We start from the raw sequence: 13,339 nt of genomic DNA, 5'->3' as shown, positions 1-13,339 counted from the left end.
CAGGGGTGACATATCGGCTTCACCAAAGACATGGCCGCCCACCCCCGCGATATAGGCTGGGGACAAAGTAAGAACAACCGGTGATCAAAGGAGAACCATGAGTGATTTTGAGACGGTTTCGGTGGAGCAGGTGCCTGCCGGGGCGCTGATCCTGGACGTTCGTGAGGACTACGAGTGGGTCGAAGGGCACGCTGTGGGAGCCATCCATATCCCGCTGGCCGAGTTGCCACTGCGCATCGACGAGCTTGATCCCGACGTGGACACCTACATCATCTGTCGTACCGGTGGGCGATCGGCCCAGGCTGCAGCATGGCTGGTTGGCCAGGGCTATACGGCTCTGAACATCGCCGGTGGCTCCGGAGCCTGGTTGGAAGCCGGGTTGGCGTTGGCCAGTGAAAACGGGCAGGAGCCCAACGTCCGATGATCTATACCTATTTGGGTCCCGCTGGCACCTTCACCGAGGCGGCCCTATTGCAGGTCCCCGGAGCTCGAGACGCGCAGCGGGTACCCGCCGCCAACGTTAATGCCGCCCTTGAATTGGTTCGCACCGGCAAGGCGGACGCTGCGATGGTGCCCATCGAAAATTCGGTGGAGGGCGGGGTTTCGGCAACACTCGACGCCATCGCCACCGGTGAGGCCCTGCAAATCAGGGCCGAGGCATTGGTCTCCATCACCTTTGTTTTGGCGGTGCGTCAGGAGATAGATTCGTTGGAGCAGATTCGATCCATCTCCACCCACGGACACGCCTGGGCGCAGTGCCGCGGCTGGGCCGAAGCGAATATTCCGGATGCGGAATTTATCCCGGCATCGTCTACCGCGGCCGGCGCATTGGCGCTGCTGGACTCCGAAACGAACCACGACGCGGCGATTTGTTCACCGTTGGTGGCGGAGGAGCGCGGCCTGAAAATCCTGCGCGAAGGCATCGAAGACCATGAGGGAGCAGTCACTCGATTTGTCTTGGTCTCCCGGCCCGGAGCGATCCCTGCGCCAACCGGCGTAGACAAGAGCACCGTCATCCTGCCGCTGGCCGAAGACCGCCCCGGCGCACTGATGGAGATCTTGGAACAATTCGCCGTGCGTGGGGTGAACCTCAGCCGCATTGAGTCCCGTCCAACAGGAGCCGGACTGGGCAAGTACTTCTTCTCCGTGGACGTTGACGGACATCTGGCCCAGGAACGTGTCGCCGACGCTCTGGCCGGACTGCACCGAGTGTGCCCCGACCTACGATTCCTCGGGTCATATCCGGCCGCCGAAGGCCTCTCTTCCAGCGTGGATGCGCACAATTCCGATTCGGCCTTCTCCGCGGCGCACGCGTGGGTCACCGGCCTTAAAGAGCATCTAGAACACTAGATGCTCACTGCGGGATGGGGCACACCGATAACGTTGGTGCGCCTTATCCCAGCCGGATCTTCAATGATGCAGGTTTCACCGAGACCTTAAGTCCGTTGACCAAACCCGTGGCGTCACCGTCGATCTGGGTATTCATGGGTTCATGGCAGCGAACAGCCAGCGATGCACTGGGGTAGAAACCCATCACAGGAATAGCCCCGCGAGACCGGAAAGCGGTCTTAAGGAAGATCCAACCCCACCCGGCAGCGCTTCGCGGGCTGAGCACGACCACGTCCAAGACGCCGTCGTCGATCTTGGCGTCGGGAACCAAATCCAGACCCTGCAATTTGCCACAATTGGCGAACAACACCGAGCGCACACTACGAGTTTGCTCGGCACCGCCGTCCAAGGAAATGGAAATCTTCTTGCGCTTGCCCGGCATATGCCGAACGCCAGCCTCGGAATACGCCAGCCAGCCAACGCGCGCCTTGAGGTCCTCATTGGTGTCATCCATGATGTCCGCATCGGTGCCCATGCCGGCAATGACCAAGAACGCATGCTCACTGGTGTGACCATCAACGTGGTCCAAGGTGATCGAGCCGGTGTCGATGGTGCGTGCGGGTCCGCGGATTGCGCCGAAAGCGGCGGTTGCCATGTCGTCGAGCGGAACATCCACATTGCGCGCCAACAGGTTGCCGGTGCCCAAGGGAATGAGTCCGAGCGAAGCTTCGGTGTCGCGCAGGATCTCGGCCACCGCCCGCACCGTTCCATCGCCGCCAGCGGCAATGACCACGTCGCATCCTGCGTCAAGAGCCTTACGGGCAGCGCCCTGACCCGGATCATCAACTTCGGTCTCAAAGACTAGAGGTTCGGCCAACCCCGCTTCGGCGCAGACATGCTTCACCGCGGCAATCGCCTCATCCGTACCTGACTTGGAAGGATTTAGCACAAGGGCAACTTTTCGGGCAGAGGTGGTAACGCCAACCACGGGCGCGATCGAAGCGGGTCGATTGCGGTCAACAAGACGGCGCACGGAGAGCCAACTGAAGGTCGCAGCGGTTCCGGCAGCACCCGCACTGATCAGGGCAATTATTCGATTCCGTTTCATAGTCTCCACAGACTATCGGGCATTGCTAGGCTTAGGGCGTGATCGACGTAAAACTACTCAGTGAAAATCCAGATTCCTTCCGTGCTTCGCAGCGTGCTCGCGGGGCGGATGAGTCCTTGATTGATGCAATTTTGGCGGCCGACACGGTACGCCGTGAGTCGATTGCATCCTTTGAGGCTCTTCGGGCCGAACAGAATGTGTTCAGCAAAAAGGTGGGTAAGGCCAAGGGTGAAGAAAAGCAGGCCCTGCTCGCCGAGGTCAAGGAACTCTCCCTCAACGTCAAGGCTGCCTCGGCTGCCTCGGATGAAGCCGCAGCTGCCTTCACGGCCCTGCAGCGCTCCATTCCCAACCTGATTCTTGACGGGGTTCCCTCCGGTGGTGAGGACGACTTCACGGTTGTTAAACACGTGGGCACCCCGCGTGACTTCGCTGCAGAAGGCTTCGAACCCCGCGACCACCTTGAGCTCGGTGAGTTGCTTGGCGCGATCGACATGGAACGCGGCGCGAAGGTCTCCGGGTCCCGCTTCTACTTCCTCAAGGGCATTGGCGCGCGCTTGGAAATCGCCCTGATGAACATGGCTTTGGATCAGGCCGTACAAAACGACTTCATCCCGATGATCACTCCGACCCTGGTGCGTCCCGAGACCATGCAGGGCACCGGATTCGACGTCGCTCATGATGACGAGATCTACAAGCTCGAGCGCGACAACCTCTACTTGGTCGGCACCTCCGAAGTTGCGCTGGCCGGATACCACGCCGATGAGATTCTTGATCTTTCGCAGGGCCCGACACGTTATGCCGGCTGGTCCTCCTGCTACCGCCGTGAGGCAGGTTCTGCCGGTAAGGACACCCGCGGCATCATTCGCGTGCACCAGTTCAACAAGCTGGAAATGTTTGTTTACTGCTCCCCGGAGGAATCCGAGGAACAGCACGCCAAGTTGCTGGCCTGGGAAGAAGAGATGCTGGCCAAGGTGGAATTGCCTTACCGCGTCATCGACACTGCAGCGGGCGACCTCGGCATGAGCGCGGCGCGAAAGTTTGACTGCGAAGCGTGGGTTCCGACTCAGGGTGATTACCGTGAGCTGACTTCGACCTCGAACTGCACCACGTTCCAGGCTCGTCGCCTGAACATCCGGGAACGTGAGATCGGTGCAGATGGCAAGCCGGGCAAGACTCGCTCGGTGGCAACACTGAACGGAACCCTAGCCACTACCCGCTGGATTGTGGCGATCTTGGAGCACCACCAGAACCCCGATGGTTCGGTCAACGTTCCGGTGGCGCTGCGACCGTACTTGGGCGGCATGGAAGTCATGCAGGTCCTCTAGGTCGCATCGACGACGATAAACGCTGCTGGCGAGGGAATGTTTTCCCTCGCCAGCAGCGTTTAAGATCGCTAAAGATTGTGGCTGAAGAGTGTTTTTTGAAAGACATTCATGAAGCGTTCACGACGGATTGTGCTTTGGCTCATGACATAAATTCGATTTAGGTGCTTCACTGGTTAAATGACAGTTATGACAAGAGCCGGCATCGAAGACCGGTCAGAAGCAACCGAAACGTACATGATTTGCCTTGATGTTGACGGCACCTTGGTCAACCACGACGGGCAAATGAGCCAAACCGTCAAGGATTCGGCACGAGCCATCGTGGAATCCGGACACGAGGTAGTGATCTCCACCGGGCGTTCGCTCGGCGCGACGCTCCCAGTGATCCAGATGCTTGGCATCGAAAGCGGCTACGCCGTCTGCTGCAATGGCGGGGTCACCGCACGCATCGACACAACACTCGAGGATGGCTACGAAGTCATCGAGCGGAAGACTTTTAACCCGGCGCCCGCCCTGCGGGCACTGATCAAGGCGCTGCCGACGGCCAAATACGCACTGGAAAACGATCGGGGAGAGTTCCTTTCCACCGAACGTTTCCAAGACGCCAGCTTTGGCGTTGTCGCGGTTCCTGTGACGCTGGATGAAATGCTCGAGGCCACCGCGGTTCGACTGGTGGTTTTCTCCACCGACGCCACCGCCGAAGACTTCGGTGCTGCGGTCGGATCCATGGGGCTCTCCGGCGTCACCTACTCGGTGGGTTGGACAGCCTGGTTGGACATCGCCGCCGAAGGCGTCACCAAGGCCAGCGGCCTAGAGGTGCTACGTGCTCGTCGCGGCTTCGACATCGAGCAGACCATCGCCGTGGGTGATGGCCGCAATGACATCGAGATGCTGGGGTGGGCGCACCGTGGCGTGGCCATGGGGCAGGCGCCCGATGAGGTCAAGGCAGTTGCCGATGAGATCACGGGCGGCGTGGATGACGACGGACTGGCAACGGTCCTTGATGGCATTCTGGAGCGCGCAGTAGCCTAAGGCTTCGCCGCCCATATCGCCGAGTTAACGCTCGCCATGGCAGCCTGCCGTGGCGAGCTTTTGCTTAAGCCGAGCGAAGGGCAGCGGTGCGTCGTTTGTCGATACTGACATGGAACGCCCGGGCCATGTCACGTTCGCCCGTGGTGCCGTCAAAGAGCCCGGCAACGAACAGCACTGGAGCGGTCCAAGCGAGCATGATCCGGAAGAACATGACCCAGATACCACGCCAAAAACCTGGGGCCGCGCCGTTTTTTAGGCGTACGATCTGGGTCCCAACTACCAGGGTGCCGATCGTGTTCCCGGTGAAGCAGAACATGCCGTAGAGCAGCGTGAAGGCTGGTGCGAAGATGATCACTGCGGTGGCCCCGCCGGGCGGGGAGCAGGCCAGCGCAAAGCCGAACACCAGCAGCAGGTCCACGGCCCAGGCCAATACGATCCTCCACACCTGTGGTTGTACGCCCCAACTGCCGTCCAGGAATTGCGACGGGACCAGCTCGAAGCGTGAATCCATGGACACCTTTGGGCGGGTGGATTGCGGGGCTACGTATTTGTGGGCATCGTTCTCGCGCCCGTGGGTGGCCTCTAGGCCAGCCGAGTCATCGAGCAACGCCTCGTGCTGATGCTTCCTGAGGATGCTGATGTGGAAGCGCCGGCACTGGGGGACGTTCTTGCCGTTGGTGTTCGGGGCCGCCAGCGGCGGGCCGATTGGGCACACCACCCAAATAACGGTGCGCACAAACATGACCCAGCCCCCGCGCAGCATCCCCGGTGCCGACCCGTCGCGCAGCTTCACGATGCGGGTGCCGCACAACAGGGTGCCGATGGTGTGTCCTGAAAAGCAGATGAAGCCGTAGACCCAAGCGGTTGCGACGGCGACCAGGATGGCGCTTGCGACAGCCTGGGTCGGGGTGCCAAAAACCGAGTTCACGACGACGGCGTACTGCACCGCACCCGCTGCCAGGACGATGAGCGCGTCAATGGCCGCGGCGTAGAATGCACGCAAGTCGCTTGCCAAGAACGCCCACTCCCCGGTAGGGAAGCGCCAAGGAACGACTCGTCGATCGACGGGCTGTCTTAGAGGGGTGGATGTCGCGGGGCTCGGGGTGGAATCCATCAGCATTTTATCAATTCGATACTCATAGCATCGCGATTATAGCTGAGAAGCCCCAGCTTCTCGGCGGCTGGAGGGGAATGGCTCCTGTGCCAAGGTTGAACCTCAACCGAAACAACGTAGCGGGAAGAGAGCATCATGATTGACTATGCTTAAACCCATGAAACGCGCCGGAGTCCTTGCCCTGTCCATGCTCAGTGCTGGGGCTTTTCTCACAGGGTGCTCCTCACCGGATGTCATCTGCAATACCGGTGAGTCCACCGTTCAAAGCGCCATGAGTCATTTGGTCAGCTCCACTCTTGAGCGGGACCAAATTGAGGTATGCAGGGTTACCACCACGGGCGGCACCGACACCGTCGGCGCGCAATTCAATAGGCTCGCGAAGCAACTGCAAGCCCTCGATGTGGCCGAGGGCTTCACCGTGGAGCCGGTGGCCGATTCCGAGCTCGGTAACTGGTCGGAATTAACTCTCAGCACCCCTAGCCATCCCGAGGGCATCCGTTTTGATGTGTTTGAACGCGGTGGAAAATACACCATCGGGTGGCTGGAATTTGAGCAAGTTCCGATTCCCTCCCAGACGCCTGCCCCATAGTCCTCGGAGGCACGAAACGTTGGGTATTAGACCGCAAATAGCCCGATGATCAGTCCCATGACCATGAAGGTCACCAATTCATGGACGCAATTCAGTATCGTCAGCCCGATGGGTCGACCCTCAAAGGCATCGTGTGTGATGAAACGCGCGGCGGTGAATCCGCCCCACAGGATCAATGCGGTCAGCAGCGCATTACTCAGGAATGATCCGCCGTAGAAGGCGAACGACAAGTACGTTGCCCCGGCCAGCACCCAAGCACTGACAAAGCTAACGATCAGCGTCACCACAATCGGGATGACGGCACTTTTGCCTTCGCCGGGTGTCACCTTCGCTAGTCGCATCCAGTAGTTGCCGAACACCTTGGGTGTGTACCAAATGCTACCCACCACCATGGTCGAAATCGTGGCAACAACCACAGCGATCCAATTGATTTCCGGAACCATCGTTTGCTCCTTAGGCCATCGAGCGAGGAATGAAAACCGAGCCAGCCAGGCTAACTCGGTAATGCCGATCCTACGTGCGCAACCCGCTGATGACTAGGGGCTGGGCTATTCCCAATGGTCTACCTAGGGGCCGAAAGAAAGCTCTGGAGACGCGATGATACGCAATAACCGGGCGGCGGCCGGGCGGGCGGCCCATTCCTCCACCCACGCCGAACGAACCACGGCCTTGGATACCGCCTGGGCGCTGATGCCAAGTTCGGCCGCAACGACTTTCTGCTGACCTCTGACCCCGGGAGTCAGCAGGTCCAGCACCGCCCACTCCGCAGTACTACGGGTGCTGACAAGTTGTCCCAAGAGACGCAGAACTGCCTCGGCCTCGGAGGCTAGGTCGGGATGCGCACCAATAACGCTTAACGGAATCCGATCCCCGGTGTGTTCCGAGCGCTCCAGGGCGGTGTGGGCGTAACCAAGCGCCGTTCCCTGGAGGTACTTGGCCGTTTGGGGGACCGGTTCGTAAAGGCTGCCGACACCAAGACCAACACACCAATGATGGCTGCGCAGCGCCCTCAGGACTACGTCCACCGCGTCCTCGGCGCGTTCCGGGACCCCAACAACCATGCTGGGCCCGGAGCGCTGGAAGGGCGTCAGTGCGGGAATTGACTCGAGCGAGGCGAGCATTTCATCAACAAGGTCACCGTCGACGCGTCGATCGCGTTGCTTAAGGGTTAGGACATACACAATCCCCATTATGCAGCGCAATGCCGTGTTCGTCTGGATAAACGCCGAACTAGCCAAGTGTCTCTGGAGGCACCAAGGCGGCTGTGGACCGTGCCTCGGAGCCGGTGATTGTTTCCGCAAGACGTGGCTGGACGCCGAGATCGATGATGCAAAAGCGCAGAAAAAGTTGGGTGAGCGGGCCGATGGCCAAGGCGTAGATGATGGTTCCAAATCCGACAATGCCGCCCAAGAACCAGCCGATCACCAACACGATGACCTCAACGCCGGTGCGCGCCAAGCGCAGACTGATTCCGGTGCGCGCATGTAACCCGGTCATCAGTCCATCACGCGGACCCGGGCCCAGCTGGCTGCCAATGTAGAGCCCACCGCCGAGGCCATTGACCAACAGTGAGCCGCCAAAGAGCGCCAACTGCGCGGGGAGACCGTGAACCTCGGGAATAAAGGCCAGCGCGACATCGGCGGACACACCGATCCAGATGACGTTGGCGATGGTGCCCAGACCGGGCATTTGCCGCAGCGGAATCCAAAGCAGCAGGACCAAGAAGCCGAAGATGATCACGACGGTGCCCAAGCTGAGTCCGGTGTGCAGGGTGACGCCGTAGTGCAGCACGTCCCACGGAGCCAGACCAAGTCCCGAACGAACAAATCCCGCCATGGCCGCTCCGAAGAGTGAAAGCCCCACAAAAAGCTGGATGATGCGGTAGGGCAGGCGGCCGGCCCGTAATTGTGCCAGGGGGGTCAAACGAGCCAGTTCGGCGGAGCGGAGCTTTGTCATGAATCAATCATTACCGTAAATGGCCTTCAAAAAAAGAGCCAATTGCCGCACACTGGACTTATGTCAGTCATCACACGTCATCTGCCCGCACGCAGCCTGCGCAACATGCTGGGAACCAGGGTGGGCGAACAACCCGCCTATAGCTGGCTGGCCGAGGGAATCCGGCAGCTCGTGTCCAACGGACGAGTACTGCACGGAACCATGCTGCCCAGCGAGCGCGAACTGGTGAGCGAACTGGGCATGAGTCGCACCACCGTCACCCGGGCCTATCAGGAGTTACGAGAACGCGGCTTCGCCGAAGCCAAGCAGGGATCTGGCACCAGGATCCGGATTCCCGGCGGAGACATCGGAGGTGGCTCCGAGCCACTGGCCGTGGGTATCCAGGAAACACTTCCGAGCGGTGGCATCGACCTCACCTGTGGAGCACCCACCGCCCCGGTGGGTCTGGCCAGCTACTACGAACGCGCCCTAGACCAACTACCCGGCTATATCGGCGGGATGGGTTACTACCCGATGGGTTTGCCCGTGCTCCGCGAAACCATCGCGCATGAGTACACACGACGAAACCTTCCGACGACCCCGGACCAGATCATCGTCACCGCAGGCGCACTGTCGGCGGTGGCCACCGCGGCCCGCGCGGTGCTCGCTCGCGGTGCTCGAGTGCTGGCCGAAAGCCCCAGCTACCCCAACTCGGTGACATCGCTGCGCCAACACGGAGCCCGCATGACGGCCCTGCCGATCGGCCCCGAGGGCAGCGATATCCCGGGCATCGAGGCAGCGCTGGCACGCGGCGGCATCAGCGCCATGTTGTGCCTGCCCGACTTTCACAATCCGACTGGGACCTTGCTGGATAACGCGGGGCGTGAACGCTGGGCCCGGGCGCTGGTGACCCATGACGTCCGCGGGATCATCGATGAAACCAATGCCGACTTGTGGCTTGATGATCGACCCGACGTTCTGCCGATGGCCACGTTTGCCCCGAGCCTAATTACCGTGGGCAGTGCTAGCAAAACCTATTGGGGAGGATTGCGGCTGGGCTGGATCAGGGCGCCACGGGAACTTATTGGGGCCATCAACCAGGTGCGCTCCACCGTCGACTTGGGCGCACCGGTGCTGGAGCAATTGGTGCTGAACCTTTTGATGACCGAACGAGCGGGATTGGACTCACCCACGCGCGCCGGGCTGCGCAAAAATCGCGATTGGATCCATGCCGCGTTGGGCGCACAGATACCCGAGTGGCGCATTCAAAAGCCCGGTGGAGGCATGTCACTCTGGTGTAATTTGCCGGCCCCACGATCCATGGCCTTGGTGGCACAGGCCAAGAAAAGCGGTCTGATCCTGAGCCCGGGGTCCACCTTCGCGGTAAATGATCACGGTTTAGAACACTGGGTGCGGGTGCCCTACGCCCTAGATACCCCGCAATTGGAAAGAGCCGTGCCGCTATTGGTATCCGCCTGGAAGACCGTGGCCTGAGAGCTAATCGAAAAATGAGCCTCAAATGAGTTAAAAAGAACGGGGCAAGATCTCTCGCATCGCTGCGAAGGATCTTACCCCGTTGCCTTCAGATCCGGCCAAGCCGGAGTTCAACCTAGCCCTGAGTCTTGAACCGCTCGATCGAGCGCTCCAGCTCGGCCTCGGCGGCCGCGCGGCCTTCCCAGCCCTCGGCCTTAACCCACTTGCCCGGCTCCAGATCCTTGTAGCGCAGGAAGAAGTGCTCGATTTCCTTGATGAGCCATCCGTCAAGGTCCTCGAATTCCTGAATGTGGTCAAAGCGCTTATCCGCAGGTACGCAGACGAGCTTGGCGTCTCCGCCACCGTCGTCAGTCATGTTGAACACGGCGATCGGGCGGGACTCGACGACAACGCCCGGGAACAGGTCAACGCCCGGAATGAAGACCAAGGCGTCCAACGGATCGCCGTCTTCGCCCAGGGTGTCATCAAAGAAACCGTAATGGGTCGGGTACTGCATGGAGGTGAACAGCACGCGGTCCAGACGCAGACGGTGCGTCTCGTGATCGATCTCGTACTTCACACGCGATCCGGCAGGGATCTCGATGGTGACGTCGTGGCTCATGAAAAGTCTCCTCGACTCTCGTGACCAGCGGCATGTGCGGACGCGGGCGCGTCTGATTGCCGTCTAGTCTTAGGGGTGCTGCGCTTAAGGGTATATGGCGCGGCGGGACTACGACGATTTCGAAGGATGCAGCATGAAAATAACGCACCCATTTTGGCGTGCAGGAATTCTGGCAGTAGTGGCCGGAATCCTGCTGGGGCTGCTCACCTTCTTCCTGATTCCCGTGTTCTCACCGGAGAAAAAGCCCGAAGCAGTGGCACCTGCGGCTCCGGCAGTATTGGCTGCCGCCAGCGCTACGGCGCTGCCGGCCCTCGATCCGGCTCACGGGGCACCGGAGACCACAGTGCTGGCGCAAACGCTTGATCCGATCTTCGCTTCCGCCACTGGTGCCACCATCACCGCCAGCGTTATTGATGTGGCCACCGGTGAGGAAGTGTATTCACGATCCGGAGCCACCCCGGGCACCCCCGCCTCCAGCCTGAAGGTTCTCACCGCGGTTGCCGCCACCCACGCGATGGGTGAAAACACTCGATTCAGTACCAAGACGGTGCTCAAAGACCCCACAACCGTGGTGTTGGTGGGCGGAGGTGACGTGCTGCTGGGAGCGGGAGAAAATTCCGCATCCGTCAGCGGCCGCGCCGGGCTTGGCACCCTCGCCAAGCACACCGCCACCGCCCTGGCTGCGGCCCAAAGCAGCGGCCAGGTCGGGGACTCGATCACGATTCAGCTCGACGAATCGCTCTTTAGCGGTGAAGCAATGAACCCCGCCTGGGACGTTTCACTGCTGGCATCCCACGACATTGCCCCCATTTCTCCGCTGGCGATGTACGGAGCCAGGGCCGACGCCGGAGCGAAGACCGCTCGGGTGGGGGACCCCGGGATGTATGCCGCCAAAACCTTTGCTTCGGCACTGGGCAGTGCATTGAAGGCGGCCAACGGCCCCACGCTTTCCGCCACCGTCACGCGGACCGAATCCGGAACCGAGGGCACCGAGCTGGCCTCGGTGAAATCTGCACCTTTGAGCGAACAGCTGCAATTCATGCTGGAAGTTTCGGATAACTACGTGGCAGAGACCATGGGCCGCTTGGTGGCCGTGGCCGCCAAGGAGCCAGGGGACTACGCCCACGGTGCTGCGGCAGTGGCACGGGTCGTAGGGGAGTTGGGCATCAACACCACCGGGCTCGTTTTGCTCGATACCTCCGGGTTAGCTGCCGCCGATTTGGTGTCCCCGCTGACGCTGGCCTCGGCACTGGCCTACGCCGCGAGCTCGGAGCACGTCTCGCTGCGTAATATCAGTTATTGGCTGCCGATTGCCGGTGCAACCGGGACCCTGACCTCGCGCCTGGGAACACCGGAGACGCGCGGAGTGTTGCGCGCTAAAACGGGATCGCTGATGGAAGTTTCCAGCCTCACCGGACTGAGCGTGACCCAGGACGGACGCTTAGTGGCGTTCTCCTTCCTGGTCCACACCTCAGATCGGGCCATTGCGCCGCACAAGGGCGTTCTTGATGCCGCAGCTCTGGCGCTCACTCAGTGCGGTTGCAGCTAAGCCAAGGCGCACACATCAAATTCCAAGGTTTTGCCCAACGCGCAATCCCGGTTTGCGGGCGTAAACCGTGATGGGATGGAGGGCATGACCACCACCGATTTCCGGCTGATCAACTGGGACCTTGCCGCCAGCACCGCAGCCAAACTCTCCACCGCCGGGCCGAGTCTCACGGAGGCCGAGATCACCGCTGTAGTTGCCGACCTGCGCCGCAAAGCGGAGGCCTCGGTTGAACACGTGCACCGCATCACCGGCTTAGCAGCGGCCGCGGATCTGAGAGATTCGCAGGTGCTGATCGTTGATCGGGCGTCGTGGGCAAAGGCCAACACCCAAAGCTTTGAGGCCATGCTTGCTCCCGCGATGGAGACGCTGGCCAAGACCCGTGGCGAAAAGATCTCCGAAGCCACGCAGCTACTTTCGGCCACCGCCACGGGGGTGGAAATGGGCGCCATCTTGGCCTTCATGTCCTCGAAGGTCCTGGGCCAATATGACCCATTTGCCGGGCTGCTGCGCGCAGATCTCCCCACGGGCGGCCGGTTGATGCTGGTGGCACCAAACATCGTGGCCATCGAGCGGGAGCTCAAGGTTGATGCAGATGACTTCCGCCTATGGGTCACGCTCCACGAACAGACCCACCGCGTGCAATTCGCCGCAGCACCATGGCTGCGCGATCATCTGCAGTCCAAGATTGTCGAGCTGCTGGCCTCGCTGCTGGCAGAACCGGAGGCACTGGGTGAGCGCCTGCGGGCCGCCGCCAGTGATGTGATGCGCGGTGCGAAGACGCTAGAAAAATCTGTGGCTACCGCGAAGGACGACGAGGGGACCGAATCCAGCGGGTTGCTTTCAGCGCTCCGCACCCGGGAACAGAAGGAAATTCTCTCCCAGATCACCGCGGTGATGTCGCTACTGGAAGGCCATGCCAACGTCGTGATGGACGCGGTGGATTCCTCCATTGTGCCGACGGTACGCACCATCCGACAGCGCTTTGGCGGCCGTGGAAAAGACCGAGGAATGGTGGAAAAGTGGCTGCGCAAGGTACTGGGCCTTGACGCCAAAATGCGGCAATACGCCGACGGGCAACGATTTGTGAATCGAGCCGTGAAGCTGATGGGGATGGAGGGCTTTAACCGCGTCTGGGATTCGGCGGAGAACCTCCCCAGTGAACACGAATTGCACCATCCCGAGTTATGGGTTCAGCGCCTCAATGGCACAACGGATCCCAGCCCCCTAGAAGGCTAAATCGACACAACAAGGCAACACGCCGAGGCA

At 60.9% G+C, this 13,339-nt stretch carries 14 protein-coding genes; 8 read left to right on the top strand and 6 right to left on the bottom strand.

The features are described 5' to 3' along the window. Positions 1-97 precede the first annotated feature (97 nt). Both HED64_RS18895 and pheA read left to right on the top strand, forming a co-directional pair. Complete coding sequence (locus HED64_RS18895; protein WP_132360895.1) at positions 98-424, top strand: rhodanese-like domain-containing protein; 327 nt, start codon at positions 98-100, stop codon at positions 422-424. Then, positions 421-1,350 carry a prephenate dehydratase gene (pheA, locus tag HED64_RS18890; RefSeq protein ID WP_168153497.1) on the top strand — a complete coding sequence of 310 codons (930 nt, stop codon included), beginning with the start codon at positions 421-423 and terminating at the stop codon, positions 1,348-1,350. Before HED64_RS18895 ends, pheA begins: the two co-directional genes overlap by 4 nt. Positions 1,351-1,393: 43 nt before the next feature. Here the strand turns inward: pheA and HED64_RS18885 are convergent, their stop codons facing one another. Then, positions 1,394-2,437, bottom strand: a complete 1,044-nt coding sequence (locus HED64_RS18885) for a diacylglycerol/lipid kinase family protein (RefSeq protein ID WP_168153496.1) — start codon at positions 2,435-2,437, stop codon at positions 1,394-1,396. Positions 2,438-2,475: 38 nt separating this feature from the next. On the opposite strand from HED64_RS18885, the gene serS reads away from it, so the two are divergent. Together serS and HED64_RS18875 are read left to right on the top strand one after the other, a co-directional pair. Further along, positions 2,476-3,762, top strand: coding sequence for a serine--tRNA ligase (serS, locus tag HED64_RS18880; protein WP_168153495.1), 1,287 nt, complete (start codon positions 2,476-2,478; stop codon positions 3,760-3,762). Between the two features lie 177 nt (positions 3,763-3,939). After that, a complete protein-coding gene (locus HED64_RS18875) occupies positions 3,940-4,791 on the top strand; it encodes an HAD family hydrolase (RefSeq protein ID WP_168153494.1) in 852 nt (283 codons plus the stop codon). A 64-nt stretch (positions 4,792-4,855) separates the two neighbouring features. Here the strand turns inward: HED64_RS18875 and HED64_RS18870 are convergent, their stop codons facing one another. Continuing rightward, positions 4,856-5,794 carry an RDD family protein gene (locus tag HED64_RS18870; protein ID WP_168153493.1) on the bottom strand — a complete coding sequence of 313 codons (939 nt, stop codon included), beginning with the start codon at positions 5,792-5,794 and terminating at the stop codon, positions 4,856-4,858. A gap of 268 nt (positions 5,795-6,062) precedes the next feature. On the opposite strand from HED64_RS18870, the gene HED64_RS18865 reads away from it, so the two are divergent. Further along, a complete protein-coding gene (locus HED64_RS18865; RefSeq protein ID WP_168153492.1) occupies positions 6,063-6,494 on the top strand; it encodes a hypothetical protein in 432 nt (143 codons plus the stop codon). Between the two features lie 26 nt (positions 6,495-6,520). Here HED64_RS18865 and HED64_RS18860 read toward each other — a convergent pair whose 3' ends face one another. The 3 genes from HED64_RS18860 to yczE form a co-directional block, all read right to left on the bottom strand. Continuing rightward, positions 6,521-6,937 carry a DUF1761 domain-containing protein gene (locus HED64_RS18860; RefSeq protein ID WP_132360909.1) on the bottom strand — a complete coding sequence of 139 codons (417 nt, stop codon included), beginning with the start codon at positions 6,935-6,937 and terminating at the stop codon, positions 6,521-6,523. A gap of 123 nt (positions 6,938-7,060) precedes the next feature. After that, on the bottom strand, positions 7,061-7,675 hold the full coding sequence (locus tag HED64_RS18855; protein ID WP_168153491.1) for a hypothetical protein: 615 nt from the start codon (positions 7,673-7,675) through the stop codon (positions 7,061-7,063). A 49-nt stretch (positions 7,676-7,724) separates the two neighbouring features. Then, the gene (gene yczE, locus HED64_RS18850) at positions 7,725-8,450 is read right to left on the bottom strand and encodes a membrane protein YczE (RefSeq protein WP_210149999.1); all 726 of its coding nucleotides are present in this window, start codon (positions 8,448-8,450) and stop codon (positions 7,725-7,727) included. A gap of 60 nt (positions 8,451-8,510) precedes the next feature. Between yczE and yczR the strand changes: the two genes are divergently transcribed. Further along, positions 8,511-9,923, top strand: coding sequence for a MocR-like transcription factor YczR (gene yczR, locus HED64_RS18845; RefSeq protein WP_168153490.1), 1,413 nt, complete (start codon positions 8,511-8,513; stop codon positions 9,921-9,923). 115 nt (positions 9,924-10,038) lie between these two features. Here the strand turns inward: yczR and HED64_RS18840 are convergent, their stop codons facing one another. Further along, complete coding sequence (locus tag HED64_RS18840) at positions 10,039-10,524, bottom strand: inorganic diphosphatase (RefSeq protein WP_132360915.1); 486 nt, start codon at positions 10,522-10,524, stop codon at positions 10,039-10,041. A 133-nt stretch (positions 10,525-10,657) separates the two neighbouring features. Between HED64_RS18840 and dacB the strand changes: the two genes are divergently transcribed. Together dacB and HED64_RS18830 are read left to right on the top strand one after the other, a co-directional pair. Continuing rightward, entirely contained in the window at positions 10,658-12,073 is a 1,416-nt protein-coding gene (gene dacB, locus HED64_RS18835; RefSeq protein ID WP_168153489.1) for a D-alanyl-D-alanine carboxypeptidase/D-alanyl-D-alanine endopeptidase, read from the top strand. A gap of 84 nt (positions 12,074-12,157) precedes the next feature. Next, positions 12,158-13,309, top strand: coding sequence for a zinc-dependent metalloprotease (locus tag HED64_RS18830; protein ID WP_168153488.1), 1,152 nt, complete (start codon positions 12,158-12,160; stop codon positions 13,307-13,309). Positions 13,310-13,339 lie beyond the last annotated feature (30 nt).

The organism is Paeniglutamicibacter terrestris, from assembly GCF_012271785.1.
GTDB lineage: Bacteria > Actinomycetota > Actinomycetes > Actinomycetales > Micrococcaceae > Paeniglutamicibacter > Paeniglutamicibacter terrestris.
This window is presented reverse-complemented; position numbering and strand designations above follow the sequence as displayed.